Origin of the sequence: Paenibacillus sp. E222 (assembly GCF_013401555.1) — a bacterium.
Lineage (GTDB): Bacteria > Bacillota > Bacilli > Paenibacillales > Paenibacillaceae > Paenibacillus.
Map to the genome: position 1 here is coordinate 6,412,045 of NZ_CP058552.1, position 16,863 is coordinate 6,428,907.

The 16,863-nt window shown below is 47.8% G+C and carries 9 protein-coding genes and 1 pseudogene; 1 reads left to right on the plus strand and 9 read right to left on the minus strand.

The window, feature by feature from the left end:
- Window positions 1–98 precede the first annotated feature (98 nt).
- The 3 genes from HW560_RS28385 to HW560_RS28395 all read right to left on the minus strand — a co-directional run bounded on the left by HW560_RS28385 (window position 99) and on the right by HW560_RS28395 (window position 3,889).
- Entirely contained in the window at window positions 99–2,093 is a 1,995-nt protein-coding gene (locus tag HW560_RS28385) for a PTS fructose transporter subunit IIABC (RefSeq protein WP_179265268.1), read from the minus strand.
- Window positions 2,094–2,228: 135 nt separating this feature from the next.
- Window positions 2,229–3,140: a 1-phosphofructokinase gene (gene pfkB, locus HW560_RS28390; protein WP_179265269.1), complete on the minus strand. Its 912-nt coding sequence runs from the start codon at window positions 3,138–3,140 to the stop codon at window positions 2,229–2,231.
- Window positions 3,141–3,142: 2 nt separating this feature from the next.
- Window positions 3,143–3,889 (minus strand): DeoR/GlpR family DNA-binding transcription regulator, encoded by a 747-nt coding sequence (locus tag HW560_RS28395; protein WP_090895462.1) that lies wholly within the window; start codon window positions 3,887–3,889, stop codon window positions 3,143–3,145.
- Window positions 3,890–4,152: 263 nt separating this feature from the next.
- Here HW560_RS28395 and HW560_RS28400 point away from each other — a divergent pair, with 263 nt between their 5' ends.
- The gene (locus HW560_RS28400) at window positions 4,153–4,854 is read left to right on the plus strand and encodes a G1 family glutamic endopeptidase (protein ID WP_179265270.1); all 702 of its coding nucleotides are present in this window, start codon (window positions 4,153–4,155) and stop codon (window positions 4,852–4,854) included.
- Between the two features lie 116 nt (window positions 4,855–4,970).
- On the opposite strand, the gene HW560_RS28405 is transcribed toward HW560_RS28400, so the two are convergent.
- The 6 genes and pseudogenes from HW560_RS28405 to HW560_RS28435 all read right to left on the minus strand — a co-directional run bounded on the left by HW560_RS28405 (window position 4,971) and on the right by HW560_RS28435 (window position 16,471).
- Window positions 4,971–5,420, minus strand: a complete 450-nt coding sequence (locus tag HW560_RS28405) for a hypothetical protein (RefSeq protein WP_179265271.1) — start codon at window positions 5,418–5,420, stop codon at window positions 4,971–4,973.
- Window positions 5,421–5,584: 164 nt separating this feature from the next.
- Entirely contained in the window at window positions 5,585–7,012 is a 1,428-nt protein-coding gene (locus HW560_RS28410) for an NAD(P)-binding domain-containing protein (RefSeq protein WP_179265937.1), read from the minus strand.
- 410 nt (window positions 7,013–7,422) lie between these two features.
- A complete protein-coding gene (locus HW560_RS34315) occupies window positions 7,423–11,601 on the minus strand; it encodes a beta strand repeat-containing protein (protein ID WP_373565018.1) in 4,179 nt (1,392 codons plus the stop codon).
- A 545-nt stretch (window positions 11,602–12,146) separates the two neighbouring features.
- Window positions 12,147–13,100: pseudogene (locus HW560_RS28425) on the minus strand (SDR family NAD(P)-dependent oxidoreductase).
- A gap of 116 nt (window positions 13,101–13,216) precedes the next feature.
- Entirely contained in the window at window positions 13,217–13,738 is a 522-nt protein-coding gene (locus HW560_RS28430) for a TetR/AcrR family transcriptional regulator (protein WP_090895451.1), read from the minus strand.
- 711 nt (window positions 13,739–14,449) lie between these two features.
- Entirely contained in the window at window positions 14,450–16,471 is a 2,022-nt protein-coding gene (locus HW560_RS28435; RefSeq protein WP_090902069.1) for an AraC family transcriptional regulator, read from the minus strand.
- Window positions 16,472–16,863 lie beyond the last annotated feature (392 nt).

Below are 16,863 nucleotides of genomic sequence, written 5' to 3' on the forward strand. Positions count from 1 at the left end.
TCTCCCCAGTGGATTTCACTGAGAAGATGCCATCTTATTTTAAACAAATTATTAGATAGAGAATGTTTATAATTTTAAAGAAAACTTTACCCTTTGACTTATTTCACAACGGTTGGTGATTTCTTCCACAGTCCTAGGATCAGACCGGAGATCACTGCACCGATTGCTACAGCAAGCAGGAAGAGTAATGCGTGATTCGCCAGTGCCGCAACGAAGATTCCGCCATGCGGAGCAGGTACGTTAATGCTCCACAGTTGAGTCAGTCCACCTGCAACAGCAGAGCCGAGAATACAGGATGTCAGGACACGCAGCGGGTCAGCCGCAGCAAATGGAATAGCACCTTCTGTGATGAAGGAAAATCCGAGCACGTAATTCGTCAAACCTGATTTGCGTTCTTGCTCCGTAAATTTGGATTTGAAGAAAGTCGTAGCCAGTGCAATCGCCAGCGGCGGTACCATACCACCTGCCATAACAGCTGCCATCCAGGCACCATCCGTATTACCGCTGGATGTGAACACACCGATAGCAAACGTATAAGCCGCTTTGTTAAACGGACCACCCATATCGATGGACATCATGCCGCCAAGCAGCAAGCCCAGCAACACAGCATTACCGGTACCCAGGTTTCCAAGTGCATCTACAAGCCATGTGTTAAGGGAGCCGAAGATTGGATCAAAGACATAGAAACTGATTGCACCCACGATAAGCAATCCGAACACTGGATACAGCAGGATTGGTTTTAATCCGTCAATTGCTTTAGGCAGTCCTTTAAACAGCTTGCGCAGACCAATGACAACGTAACCTGCCAGGAAACCGGCAGCCAGACCACCTAGGAAACCGGCGTTTGAATTCACGGCCATCAAGCCACCGACCATACCAGGCATCAGGGCCGGCCGATCACCAATACTCATCGCAATAAATCCGGCCAGGACAGGAATCAGGAAGTGGAACGCACCGGTCCCGCCACCAATCGTTTGCAGCAGTTGTACAATAGGATTGTCCGGACTCGCAATTTGTTCAAACAAGAAGGATATGGCGAGCAAAATACCGCCACCCACGACAAATGGGAGCATATGCGAGATCCCGTTCATTAAATCTTTATAAATCTTGCTGCCCACGCTCACTTTGCCTTGGCTTTCACCTTCACTCTTGCCACCGCTGCCACCCTGGCTTCGGTAGATCGGAGCGTCCCCGTTAACGGCCTTGCGAATCAGTTCTTCGGATTTGCGAATGCCATCACTCACGGGTCTTTGCAATACCGGTTTGCCATCAAAGCGGGCCATTTCCACATTTTTATCCGCCGCAACGATAACCCCTTTGGCACGAGCGATTTCATCAGCTGTCAGTACGTTCTGTGCTCCTTCGGAGCCATTCGTCTCCACTCGGATATTAACGCCCATTTCATGTGCTTTCTTTTTGAGTGCGTCTTCAGCCATGAATGTGTGAGCAATACCTGTTGGACAAGCGGTTACTGCAACGACAAAATCTTCGGATGCCGCATTGCCAACAATAAGGCCTGATGTGTTCTGCTTCTGATCATTCGCACTGCTCGAGCCAGATACAGCGTTTGTTCCATTTGCAGCATTTACTGCTTTCTCCGCTTCAGCTTTTTCTTTGGCAGCTTTTTTCTCCGCTTCCTCCGCCTGTTTGGCATCGAATAATGCAGACACTTCTTCAGGAGTGTCCGTACTCATCAGCTGCGAGATGAAATCGCTATCAATCAACAGCCTGGAAAGAGCCGCAAGCGTACGAAGATGTGTATTGGCCGCTCCTTCTGGAGCTGCAATCATGAAAAATATATGAGCTGGTTCATCATCAAGCGCTTCAAAATCAAGTCCTTTTCGACTCTTGGCAAATACAACTGTAGGTTCATTGACTGCTGTTGTTTTGGCATGAGGCATGGCAATACCGCCACCGATCCCCGTGCTGGATTCAGCTTCACGTTTATAAATCATTTCCTTAAACAGAACCGGATCATTAATCCGTCCGCTACGGTTTAAACTTGCAATGAGTTCATCAATAGCCTCTTCTTTCGTCGTGGCTTGCAGGTCCATGATCATCGTTTCCTGGATCATCAGGTCTGTTATTCTCATTTTGGTACACTCCCTTAGATTCAGTCGGTCTGTGCGATGCAGACCGACTTATAATTGTACTTCTTGCGATGTTATCTGCTATTTACTGAATCCCCTCTTCTAAAAGGGGCTTACATTTCATTCATTTTGTACGGACTATATTTGGGTTATGGTGACTTGAGTCCGCAGCTCTTCAATGAGTTCCCGAGTCGCCAGGTCATCCGAGAAAGCCGTTGCACTACCCGAAGCAACCCCCGTTCGGAACGCTTCAAGCAGGTCTTCGTTTAATCCAAATGTCCCTACGAATCCACCGATCATGGAATCACCAGCACCTACTGAGTTCTTGACGATTCCTTTTGGCACGCTCGCATGGTAGACATCTGTTTGGGTAATCAACAGCGCACCTTCTCCTGCCATGGAGATTAACACGTGCTTGGCACCCGCTTCCAAAAGCTTGCGACCATAGGTCACCAATTCCTCTTGAGTGTTGATGGTTACTCCGAAAAGTTCAGCCAGTTCATGATGGTTCGGCTTCACCAGCAGCGGTTCATGCACCAGAGCATCCATTAAGGCGGGTCCTGTCGTATCGATCACAAATTCGGCACTCGTTTGTTTGCACACGTTGATCAGACGATCGTAGAAATCAGCTCCCAGCGAAGGTGGTACACTTCCCGAAAGAATGACGATATCTCCTTTTTGCAAGGCGGATAGCTTGTTAAGCAACCCCGCCGCTTCCTCTGGTCGAATGGCTGGTCCCAGTCCGTTAATCTCCGTCTCTTCTCCATGCTTCAGCTTGATGTTAATTCGGGTATCATCTGCAATGGTAACGAAGTCCGTCAGAATGTTGTCTTCCTTCAGCTTGTCATTAATGAAACGGCCCGTGAACCCTCCTAGAAATCCGAGTGCGGTGTTTTCGGCTCCCAGTTGATTAAGCACTCGAGATACGTTAATACCTTTGCCTCCAGGAAGTTTCAAGTCCCGATTCATACGGTTCAGATCACCAAGCTTCAGATCATCCACTTCCACGATGTAATCAATGGAAGGATTAAGCGTTACGGTATATATCATGGCTATCCCTCAATTATTTTAGTTTTCTGGGCGATCACAGAGCGCCAGTGTTCAGGCATACGTTCTGTAATCAAGTCTGCCTCCTCAAGGTCAAACAGTTTGGCAAAAGTAATTTCCCCAATTTTGCTGGAATCAGCCAGCACGTAAGATTTCCCGGACAATTGATGTGCACGCCTTTTAATCAAGGCTTCCTCCGGATCAGGAGTTGTATACCCCATTTCGGCGTCCACTCCGTTGGTTCCGATAAAACATTTATCAAAACGGAAGTTGTCCATGTTCTGTAATGCAATACTTCCAATCACGGCTTTAGTGTGAATTTTCATCATTCCGCCAAGCAGATAGCTGCGTATACGCTTACTTACCAGCGCTTCTACATGTGAAAGTCCGTTCGTCACTACCGTAACGTCCTTGGCTTCAATATAGGGAATCATGGCTAATGTCGTCGTCCCCGCATCCAGATAGATACATTCACCATTGTTGATCTCCTGTGCAGCTAAACGAGCAATTACTGTTTTCTGTTGGATGTTTTTGAACGTTTTTTCTTCCATACCAGGTTCCGGCGTCTTTTCATTCACTAGAGCCGCACCACCATGAATGCGTTTCAGCATCTGACGGCTTTCCAGATCAATCAAATCGCGCCGTATCGTTGATTCAGAAGCACCCAGCACATCGACAAGCTCTTGCAGTTTCACAATGCCTCTTTCGTGTAAGCGCTCTATAATTACAGCATATCGTTCTTCAGTTAGCATTTTCATTCCTCCAACTGCTTTTTATAGTATCATAAAATCCGTAAAAAACAATCACTTTCATTCAAATTAATTTAAAAACATTCAAAAACCATCAATATTCGACATATTATAGACATAAACCATCACATTCAACTCTAAATATCGTTCAAAATCGTTCAAAGCTTATTTCTTGTTCAGATTGTCCATGTCCTCTTTCGTCTCCCATGCATTTGATGATATCGAACGAATAATTTCGTCTCTATTCTCACATGGGAGGTAGCCTTATGGCGAATAATCGAAACAAACGCCGAAAACCCTGTATCCCTCCAACAGGCAAAACGAAAACGAATTCTGCATTGCGCTTCGGGTGGATTTCCTCCAACTGGAGCGGTTATGCCCGAGCAGGTGACAAAGCTCAATTCAGACGTATCTCGGCTGAATGGAATGTGCCCTTTGTTTTACCATCGTCCAAGTCCTCATATTCCTCAGCCTGGATCGGAATCGATGGATACGAAAATTCCAATCTCATTCAGACTGGAACAGGCCATGATTGGGTTAACGGTCAAGCGAGTTATTACGCGTGGTGGGAAATTCTGCCTGACGTTGAAACGGTCATTCCTTTTCCTGTATCTCCAGGAGATCGAGTCAGAGCTACCATTTATAAAATCAATCGTACCCGCTGGTGTATCACTCTTCATAATCTGACCCAAAATTGGACTTTCCGCACCGTTCAGCAATATACAGGCCAGCAATCATCCGCAGAATGGATTGTAGAAGCTCCATCCGTAGGAAACTCCATCTCCCGAATGGCCAAAATCACGCCTGTCACTTTCAAGTGTTGTCGCCTGAACGGTCGCTCCCCCGGCTTCATCGCCAAAGAGAAAGGCATCATGATTCAACAAAAACAGGTTGTTTCCATTCCAGGAGAACCGGGACCATGCAGAGACTCTTTCGCCGTAAAACGAAACAGCCGAGGCTATTGTTGACAGATTGGTTGTAGACAGATTCGTTAATGAAAAAAACTGCAATGTGCCGTATTCGGCGTACCATTGCAGAATGGATATTCGGTCATTATGGAATTGACACGATTCTCTTTTTTCATTTATAGGAATAGCTCAACCTTGTCTGGCTTGGGTTTTACCCAATTTCCTTCTTCATTAATAAATGCTCCCTTGAAACGCCCCATTTCCAATTTCTCTATTAGCTTCGTCTCATCCAGCACCAGAATTTCGGACAACTGCTGCAAACTATAATAATCATTTGGATCGTAATCCAACAGGATCGGAACAGCCATGTCGTACAGTTCTTTAATTAGATTCTCCAATGAATGACGGCCGAGATTGTCCATGGTTTGGAAAAACTTCAGGTCATGGGACACCAGATTGCGGAACGATTTATCTTTCAAGTTCATCCACAGCGTATTACATGCCTGAACACTCATATAGTTCTGCTCTACATCATAATATTGGATCTCATCAATCTTCATATACTTTTCCTGAAAAGCCACAATTTTGATCAAGGGTTCATTTCGTTTGCGTGACGCTTTCTTCAAATGGGTTCTGAACCCCTCATAATCCATGATTCTCACAATAATCTATCGCCTGCCTTAACGCTGTATAACGATATTTTACAGCATTATATAAGCACCCGTAAATGTAACTTTAGGAAAAGGAAGACCGTACAGCATCTATCCTGCTGTACGGTCATTTTGAATACTCAGATTCCAACTTCACTTTTCACCCAACTTGCGGTAAATTCCTGTTCGTTATACTTAAAAAATTGCTCCAAGATCTGTTCCCGGTCATCCAGGAAAAGCTGGTCGGCTACAGCTGAAACCAACTTCGGCACAGCATTCCTTGTCCCCGATATTGCTGAGGCAGAAAGGCCGCAGCTTGCAAGTGCAGAATAGTTGAAGACAAACAATCCCCGCAGCTTATCTTCCCCCTCCTCATCTCTGCTGGTCATTGCAAACCCAGGACTAAGGTAGGGATGTGCGTCAAGCAGTGTATTCCTGTGTTCCGTCGGAGCTTGATAACGGTCTGCCCAGCGTGCAATGTGGGCCTCCACCATTCTGAGCTCGGGACGCAGTGCCGGATCACTCACCATCCCCGTACTTATGACCAGAAAATCAAAGGAGTGCTGACCCTGTGGCGTAGTCACTACCGCTTTCCCATCTTTCATCTGTACATCCAGCCAAGGCGCATGAAGATGTAACTGGAAGCCTGGCCATGCAGCGGCCCGGTTGAAGGTATCGTTGGTCGGAGGCTGATTGTATTTGAAAAAATGGGAAATAGTCGCATACTTATCCTCGTCCGACAATACGTGAAACCTTTCGATCATACCGGATTGCTCCATCTGACGAATCGGGTTAATGCTCGGCAATTGTTCCCGTCGTACAAATACATGAACCTCAGCCACGCCTGTGGCTAGTGCAAAGTTGGCATTATCAAAAGCAGACGCCCCTCCGCCAAGTATAGCAATCCGTTTTTCTTGTAACCGTTCAAAATCAATCAACTCCGACGTGTGAGCGTACAAATGTCTAGGTACTTTCTCAGCGATCAGCGGGGGTACATGCCACTCCCCGCCGCCCTGGATGCCCGTAGCCAAGACAACCTTTCGTGCCAGCAACATATTACTTGGAGCCCCTGCACCTGTAATGTGCAGCCGGTGTATGCCTCCATCTGCAGGTTCAATCAGTCTCAGTTTTACTTCATTCACGACAGGCAGATTCAGCACTTCCCTGTACCAACGCAGATAGTTCATCCATTCACTGCGCGGAATTTTATCAACTGCATCCCATCCGGAGGGTCCTGATTGCGCCTCCCACCATGCTCGAAACGTCAGCGAAGGAATTCCTAGATCAATGGAAGTGAGATGTTTCGGTGTACGCAACGTGACCATACGTGCGTAAGTTTCCCAAGGTCCCTCCAACCCTGCAGCATTTTCGTCGATGACCAGAATGTTGGATATCCGCTCACGCAGGAATCCAAAAGCAGCCCCCAAGCCGCTCTGCCCACCACCTACGATAACGACATCATAGATATGGCCTTCGTCATGTTCCCGCGGGCGAATCCAATCCGCACCTCCATATGCGAGATAAGCCAGATCATCTTGTACTCGTTGGTTTAATGTTTCAAGGCTCATCATTCTTCAACCCTTTCAACGCCCACTCGTATACTTCTACGAACCGCTTTTTAATGTTATGTTGGTGTAATAATTTGTTTTGTTAATGAATATTCTGCAAATCCAAAGCAGCCTAAATCTTTTACCATATGGATAAATACAATAATTTCGCCACAATTCCTAACATCATTTTCGTTAGGATTAGCGTTATTATATGAGCTGAGGTCATTTTTTTGAATATCACGATAGATTTCTTGTCATCACACCTAAAAATATCTAACATACTTGTTAACTATAACGAAACCAAATGCTAATGACTTCGTCCTGTATGTAAAAAAGACAGATCAGGTTGGATATTAGCGGTCGATCCAACCCGGATCTGTTTTCGTGTTGTCTTATTTCAATAAGTGAAATGATGAAGAATTACTATCTCATGTCAATTCGTGTACTGACCATACAATACCGTTCGTTGTTCCAATCCCCAAATTCAGTGTGATCGTTAATCCATTTGCTGCGTAAAACAACCCAATTACATCTCCAGCGTTCAACGCCACCTCCGCAGCTAGCGTTACAGCTCCACTACCGAGTATTGCCCGCAATGTGAGTAGCGTCACACTGATATTCAGGATTGGCAATAGTCCATTGACCAAAGTAGTGGTGGTGGGGGATGTTCTTTGCACCAGAAACGCTGGATTGACACCAGCACCCAATGAAATGGAGATCGCGGCAGTTGTAGAAAAATTGATGGTTGCCACAATCGAATAGGTCCCTGTATTGGGCACCGTGTAATTGCCTGTAGTTGCATTAAAATTTGCATTGCCATAGTAAGGACTTGCTGTACCCCAGTTGGTTAACTGTGTACTGGTTGCTGTGGATAGGTTAGCCAAAAATGCAGAAAACCCTTGTGCAGCTAAATTGGGGCCTGATGCACCTGTAGCCCCTGTGGCTCCCGTGGATCCAGTAACTCCAGTCGTCCCGGTAGCGCCAGTTGAGCCAGTTGTACCCGTTCCCGTTGCTCCGGTTACACCTGTTGATCCTGTTGCACCAGTACCTCCAACTGCTCCGATTCCGGTAGCCCCTGTCACACCGGTGGCGCCTGTCACACCAGTGGCACCCGTTGAGCCCGTCGCGCCGGTAGCTCCGGTTGTTCCCGTTCCGGTGGCGCCTGTCACACCAGCGGCACCCGTTGAGCCCGTCGATCCTGTGGCTCCAGTCGTTCCCGTTCCGGTTGCGCCTGTATCACCAGTTACCCCAGTAAGTCCCGTTGCACCAGTAGCCCCCGTTCCGGTAGGACCTGTCGTACCTGTTACACCCGTTGAACCCGTGACTCCGGTAACGCCGTTGGTTCCAGTTACCCCCGTTGATCCTGTCGCGCCGGTGGCTCCAGTAGCCCCGATTCCGGTTGCGCCTGTATCACCAGTTACCCCAGTAAGTCCCGTTGCACCAGTGGCTCCTGTTGCCCCCGCTCCGGTTGTACCTGTCGCACCAGTTTCACCCGTAACTCCCGTTGCTCCAGTTGTTCCCGTTCCCGTTGCTCCTGTATCACCAGTTACACCGGTAGAGCCCGTTGCACCTGTAGTTCCGGTAGCCCCAGTTCCGGTGGCTCCTGTCACACCGGTTACACCCATGGAGCCCGTCGCTCCGGTTATTCCTGTTGCACCTGTATCTCCAGTAATTCCAGTGGCTCCTGTTGCACCAGTCGAACCCGTACCTCCAGTTCCGGTTGCTCCCGTTACGCCTGTCGCACCCGTATCTCCTGTGACTCCGGTCGTTCCTGTTACGCCTGTTGTTCCTGTATCGCCAGTGATTCCGGTCGCTCCCGGTACGCCTGTTGCACCTGTATCTCCAGTGACACCGGTCGCTCCGGTTATTCCTGTTGCACCTGTATCTCCTGTGACTCCAGTCGCTCCCGTTACGCCTGTTGCACCTGCATCGCCAGTAACTCCGGTCGATCCCGGTACGCCTGTTGCACCCGTATCCCCAGTGACTCCAGTCGTTCCCGTTACGCCTGTCGCTCCCGTATTTCCAGTAACTCCGGCCGTGCCCGTTACACCTGTTGCACCCGTATCCCCAGTGACTCCAGTCGTTCCCGTCACGCCTGTCGCACCCGTATCTCCAGTAACTCCGGCCGTGCCCGTTACACCTGTCACACCCGTAACTCCAGTAATTCCGGTCGCGCCTGTTACGCCTGTCGAACCCGAATCCCCAGTAACTCCGGTTGCCCCCGTTACCCCTGTTACTCCTGTATTGCCAGTAACTCCGGGGGCTCCGGTTACACCAGTCGAACCCATTTCTCCAGTGACTCCAGTCGTTCCTGTTACACCCATGGCCCCTGTATCTCCAGTAGCTCCGGTCGTTCCTGTTGCACCAGTTGAACCCGTATCTCCAGTAAATCCGGCCGTGCCCGTTACTCCTGTTGCTCCCGTATCTCCAGTGATTCCGGTCGATCCCGTTACGCCTGTCTCACCTGTATCGCCAGTAATTCCGGTGGCTCCCGTTACGCCCGTCTCACCTGTATCGCCAGTGACTCCGGTTGCTCCCGTTACACCTGTCGCACCCGTATCTCCAGTAATTCCAGTGGCTCCCGTTAAGCCTGTTGCACCCGTATCGCCAGTGATTCCGATGGCTCCCGTTACACCTGTCGCACCCGTACCTCCAGTAATTCCAGTGGCTCCTGTTATACCAGTTGCTCCTGTATCTCCTGTAACTCCAGTAACCCCGATTGCTCCTGTTACGCCTGTTGCTCCCGTATCTCCAGTAACTCCAGTCGTTCCCGTGTCACCAGTAACTCCGGTCGTTCCTGTTACGCCTGTCGCACCAGTATCGCCAGTAATTCCAGTGGCTCCTGTTGCACCAGTCGAACCCGTATCTCCAGTGACTCCAGTCGTGCCCGTTACGCCTGTCGCACCCGTATCTCCAGTGACTCCTGTGGCTCCCGTTACGCCTGTCGCACCCATATCTCCAGTAACTCCGGTGGCTCCCGTTACACCTGTTGCTCCTGTATCGCCAGTAACTCCGGTCGATCCCGTTACACCTGTTGCTCCTGTATCGCCAGTAACTCCGGTCGATCCCGTTACACCTGTTGCTCCTGTATCGCCAGTAACTCCGGTCGATCCCGTTACGCCTGTCGCTCCTGTATCGCCAGTGCTTCCAGTAGTTCCCGTTACACCTGTTGCACCCGTATCGCCAGTGACTCCGGTGGCTCCCGTTACGCCTGTTACACCTGCATCTCCTGTAACTCCGGTTGCTCCCGTTATACCTGTTGCACCTGTATCTCCTGTGACTCCGGTGGCTCCCGTTACACCTGTCGTACCCGTATCTCCAGTAACTCCGGTCGCTCCTGTTAAACCAGTTGAACCCGTATCGCCAGTGACTCCGGTGGCTCCGGTTACACCTGTCGTACCCGTATCTCCAGTAAATCCGGTCGCTCCCGTTACACCTGTTGCTCCCGTGTCACCAGTAACTCCGGTGGCTCCGGTTACGCCTGTCGCACCAGTATCGCCAGTAATTCCAGTGGCTCCTGTTGCACCCGTATCGCCAGTGCTTCCAGTAGTTCCCGTTATACCTGTTGCTCCTGTATCGCCAGTGACTCCAGTCGCTCCCGTTACGCCTGTTGCACCTGCATCGCCAGTAACTCCGGTCGCTCCCGTTACGCCTGTTGCACCCGTATCCCCAGTGACTCCAGTCGTTCCCGTTACACCTGTTGCACCCGTATCTCCAGTGACTCCAGTCGTTCCCGTTACACCTGTTGCACCTGTATCGCCAGTGACTCCGGTCGCTCCCGTTACGCCCGTTGCTCCTGTATCGCCAGTGCTTCCAGTCGTTCCCGTTACACCTGTTGCACCCGTATCGCCAGTGACTCCGGGGGCTCCCGTTACGCCTGTCGCACCCATATCTCCAGTAACTCCAGTTGCTCCCGTCACGCCTGTCGCACCCGTATCCCCAGTAAATCCGATGGCTCCCGTTACACCTGTTGCTCCTGTATCTCCAGTAAATCCGGTCGTTCCTGTTACGCCTGTCGCACCCGTATCTCCAGTGACTCCAGTCGTGCCCGTTACACCCGTTGCACCCGTATCGCCAGTGACTCCGGTGGCTCCCGTTACGCCTGTCGCACCCGTATCGCCAGTAACTCCAGTTGCTCCCGTTACGCCTGTTGCTCCTGTGTCACCAGTAACTCCGGTCGCTCCTGTCGCACCGGTTACTCCAGTGGCGCCCGCAGCCCCAGTGGCTCCTATTCCGGTTGCGCCTGTTGGACCGGTTACCCCAGTTAAGCCCGTCGCACCTGTGGCTCCAGTCGTTCCGGTTCCCGTTGCTCCTGCCACACCAGTTACACCAGTAGGCCCCGTTGTACCAGTAGCTCCTGTAGCTCCGGTTCCGGTTGCGCCTGTTGCACCAGTTACACCCGTAGATCCCGTTGCTCCTGTGGCTCCCGTTATTCCAGGATCGCCCGTGGCCCCTGTATTCCCAGTCACACCTGTGGTACCTCTAGCGCCTGTTACTCCAGTTATACCTGTCGTGCCAGTCACTCCAGTGCTACCTGTGGTTCCAGTTACTCCGGTAGCTCCCGATCCGGTTGCGCCTGTAATCCCTGTTGCACCTGTTATGCCCATTGCTCCCACAACTCCGGTAGCACCGGTCACACCTGTAACTCCTGTTATTCCGTTCACTCCAGGATCGCCCGTCGCTCCAGTTATCCCTGTTGCACCTGTTATTCCTGAGGCTCCCGGTAATCCAGTTGCACCTGTCTTTCCTTGAAACCCTCTATATCCCCTCGGTCCACGAAACACAAGACATCTGGATCTAACAGCTCTTTTCTTTTTTATCTTAAACTTCTTTTTGGATTTATATTTGTGTTTTCTTTTTTTAGATACGCGAGTGCCTGCTTTTTTCAATTTGCGTTTGGTTGTACTGATTGAGGACATTTTGTGCTCCTTTTTGGACGTATAGCTCACAAGAAAATCCTCCCTCCTTGTACACCGTGTCGATTCTCCGCTTTTGCAATACTACACTCTATGTCTAGGACAGGTTTTGTGCACCGCCCATTAATGAAGTCAAAACACCATGCATCATTTTGGTTTAGGTCGTAATCATTAACCGAGTCATAACGGTTTTTAATTATTTATTTATTGATTAATTACAAATCTACACAAGACATTTATTTCTTTTGCAGCTCACCTATCGTCTGTGTAATCCCCTCTTCAAAAGAAGTCATCTTCACTGGCCCAATGCTGGCCTCATATTTCTTTTTACTCAACACCAGCGGTTCTTCTGTCAAATATAACATTTCAACAATTTCTTTCATGACCGGCACGCCCAATCCAAGCAGCGAAAGTCCTGTTTTGCCGAGGGCTATCACCGGTTTCGCTTTACCCGCGGCCTGTTGTGCAATACATACGATTTCCTTACCCGATATTACGCCAGCACCAGGGATATTCCAATTCTGCCGATAGGCATCATCTCTGCTCGCCAACTCCACTACCATGACCGCTGCATCTGGCAAATAGATATACTCTCGTGGCATTTTCATAGTTCCGATAAAAAAAGCCATTTTCCCTTCCGCTATTGCTTCAAGCGTGGACCCCAGGTAAGAAGCCTGATTGGCGGTAGGACCATAATAATCAGGCAAGCGAACAATCATCACTTGCGCTTTGCGCCATTTGCTGCTAAATAACATTTGCTCAAAGGCAAGCCGAGTCTTTCCTTTTCGTGTATGCGGCTGCTTTGGATGTTCTTCGGTCACTTCTTTCATTTGTCTTCTGCCATAAGGATAAATCCCGTCAATGACAACTACCTTCAGTCCCAATTGTTCTGCCGCCTCCATAACCGATTCACCCAGAGGGATCAGCTTGCTTTCCATTTCGTTCTAAGGCACATTCGCACAATGAAACATTACACCAGCCTCTAGTGAAGCAGCTATAATATCATCAGGTCGGAACGCATCTCCCACAGCGATCTGTAGGTGATCAGGAGAACCCAGTTTTACCGCAAGTTGCTCCAGCTTTTGAGGTGAGCGGCCAAAAATAATGGTAGAAATGCCACGTTTGATCAATTCCTCTGTAATTGCTGCGCCCGTTCCACCTGTTGCCCCAACTACGATTGCTCTTTTCATTTCATCTCAACCTCTTTCTCTCGTTTTATTATTGATCAATTACTTACTTAAACATAATTTAACGCATATTTAGTCATTGATCAATAACTGAATTGCAAAAAGGGACTTATCCCTTTCTATCTATCCATAAGCTCTGGCATATCCAATGATTTTGATATATTACATAACATGCCAATTGCCAGGAATATCAACGTTTTTTGCTTGGGATTGGCAATGCCTGCCGCTGTAAAAGCTTCCAATACCATATCTCGCACCTCAGTGAATCCTTTTTGCATTGCTTGACGGATGTCTTCTTCCTTAATGGTCTGCGCCTGCATCTGCAGCAGGATTTCATTTTTGTGAGATTCTAGAATTTCTTCATAGGCTTCAATTAATTCGTTCTCCAATTGATCTGCAGTAGCAGTTTCTACCACAATCCGGAAAGAATCAATCAATCGTGTCCAGGAAACTTCCAGTGCACATAACAATAAAGCTTCCTTCGTTTTGAAAAAACGAAAAATATACGGTTGGGAAATCTGCGCTCTTTCAGCGACTTGAGCTGTCGTTGCACGGTAATAGCCTATTTCCGCAAATACATCAATAGCTGCGGAGATAATATCGTTACGACGATTGACGGAAGCGGATGTATCTTTAGCCATCATAGTACCCTCCATACGATAGTAATTAATTAATCAATAGCTTGAATTATATCGGAAAGCCCGAACGATTGCAAAAACATATGTCACCTCTTATTTCTTGAGCTTGCTTGGGTCGTAACCGAATGTTTGCCTGAATCGGCAGATGAAATAACTTCAATTGGCGTCCCCCACCTGATGCGCAGCTTCCGTTACACTGCATTGCCCATTTTTTAGCATCTCGCGTGATTTCTCCATTCGTTTGTGAATGACAATACCTATTACGTTGCATTGTAGTTTTCATATATCCAGAGAGAGCCTTAAAGCATATCAGGAGTACCTTCGCACACATGTTATTCCGACATACGAAAGTACCATGAGTCAGACCATCGCTGACTATCGCATAAACATCCATAAATTCACGACTGAAAAACAGGGGTATTTCCCGCTGTGGAACAGTTTACACGTAATTCAACTCCAGAATCAGCAATAGGCAAAAGCTTTTATGGCTGAACTGAAGCGACTTCCCCCCCTCAGTCACAACAAACCCGCAAGCGGTGGCTCAAGCCGCTGCAGGTTGTTGAACATGTCAATGTTCATGAGGGTCAGTTGAATGAGTTCCGTAATATCATGATGCACCGAAATGGACCGGCAATGAACTTTGTTTTGAGTGAAAGAAAATGGTGCCACAGTTTTTACGCCCTGGAGACTGAAGAGGTCTGGCTCCATAGCATCCTATTCTTTGGCTTCGACCATGATATTCACAATCGTGTCCAACTGCAATTCCAATGAGAATGGGTCTTCCATTACGAACTCATCCCCTTTGTCTCCAAAGGAACCGTATGGATAGACCTGTCCTTTTTGCACGGCGGGCAAGAGTTTCCATACCTCACTGTTCAACACTTCATTGGCTCCCTCATCCCATGAACCGTACACAAAGATATGATCGCCCATGTACTCAGGCAACACTTCAAGCGAAATATTGACAAATCCCTCTTCCATATTGAGCGCTTGCTCAGTCGGCGGCAGCTTCAGCATCTCATAGATGGTTGAGCTCCCATAGTTCCCCCCTTCAGCAGCCAGTACATACAGAGATTTGTTTGCCACTTGAACAATAGACACAGTCTCTCCTTCTTTTACCACGCCAGCAATCTGTTTCTTGGCTTCTTCTACTTTCTGTTCATAGCTGGAAATCCATTCCTCAGCTTCTTTCTCTTTTCCAAAAACCTCACTGATCCGACGCAGTTTTGCCAAAGGCCCCGAGGTAGATTCCCCTTCCCAATACGGTAAAAATACCGTTGTCGCAATTTTCTCATAATCCTCAATATTTTTATCAATAGAACCAATAATCAGATCCGGCTCAAGCGCAACCAATTTCTCAAGATTCATCGGAAATTCTCCACCTAGGTCTTCGATTCCGGATATGACGTCAGCGGGTATCCCTGACTTCTCGATCCAGGCCTCGTTCAGCATGAAACTTCTCACCCCTACCGGGATAACCCCCAGCTTCAACAGATAGCCCATATACTGATCTGAAGCAACCCGTTGCGGATTGGCTGAAATAACAACGTCTCCTCTTATTGTGGATACCGTTCGAGTCTCTGCTTGTACAGAGGATTTTCCTTCTTCGGTTGTACTGTTACTTGTCTGCACTGCCGCGGGTTTCGTCTCTGATTGTGAACCACTTGTGGATTGTGATGGACTTGAACAAGCCCCTAACAATAGTGATAGACACAGCATCATGGTCAGTGCTGTCATGTTGAATTTTCCTTGCATAAATAATTCCCCTCCATCAACCTTATGATATTGATAATCAATATCATTATATAATTGAGGATATAGTGGTTGAAGGGCAATTTCGCGCGTGAAACCGGGCAAATCTTGATCATGGTTTACACCGGAGGCATATTTTTGTTCTTTCTGGCCTCGGTTCTGGTTTTTTTTGTACCGAATAGGTGAGCATCCCTTTATTTTTTTGAAGCTGCGACTGAGTGAATGTGCATCCGGATAGCCTACCTGTTCCGCGATTTGTTGTAACGTAGCACCCGTGTATATCAGGAGATGTGCAGCCCTCTCAACTCGCCTCTGTCCAAGATATTGGATGGGACTGATGTTCATTTTTTGTTTGAACAATCTGGATATGTGCCCTGCACTACATTCCAATTCCTTTGCCATAACGTCTAGCGCAACGGGCTCATGCAAATGCTTACTCATATACTCGATTGCCCTAGTAACCACATCCGGCTTATACGGCTGAATGGATTGACCGTACAGATCGGATAATAAAGCATACACCCACTGATGGAATAAAGTTTTTGCGTGTAACTTTGCCAGTTTCGTGGACTGCTCCCACTCTCCCTCCAGTGTCCTGATATATTGATACATAACCAATGGGTTGGTCGGTATAAGCGAATATTGATCTTGGAATGGACGTTCATTTTCCATCAAATGCTGAATATCCATCCGACAGGGAAGCGCCAGAATGGCTTTGTACAGAATCATATAATAAACCAAACCCGAATCCGTCTTGATGTTTACGTTAGCCAACTTTCCCCCATGAACAATATGAAACCCTTCTACGATATACCTTTGTTGATCCATACCTACTACAGCAGTTCCATCAACCATATATAGATAGGCACTAGCTGGAAGCAGATAGTTCCTAATCCTTTCACCAGGAGCCAAAGAGTTTTTGCGAACATCCAGTATTTTGATAAAAACATGATTCCATAACAAGATATGATCATTCAAATTCATGATATTTGCACTCATCCTCCAATCTAATCACCGTTTAAAAGCTCTTTTAAAAATCTCTGTTACTACAATTTCGTCCATATGTACATTACCTTTCATTATAGTGATAACCATTCTCAATTACAATATAAATTGATATAACATTACTTGAATGGATAACCTACACCTACGGTCCCAAGAAGACAATCGCTTTGGAATAGTTGGATTTATCTTCTCATGACTATCTTGTTGCAAAATCAAAAAAGGCATGATATATTAATTGAGCCATCAATGATTGATGCATCAAATATTGATACGTCAAATATTAACTTAGCAGATATTACTGACTAAGCAATGGCACTGTATAATGGCAACTTTATGTATTTTGTTCACATAAGCCGTTGTTCATGTCCAGA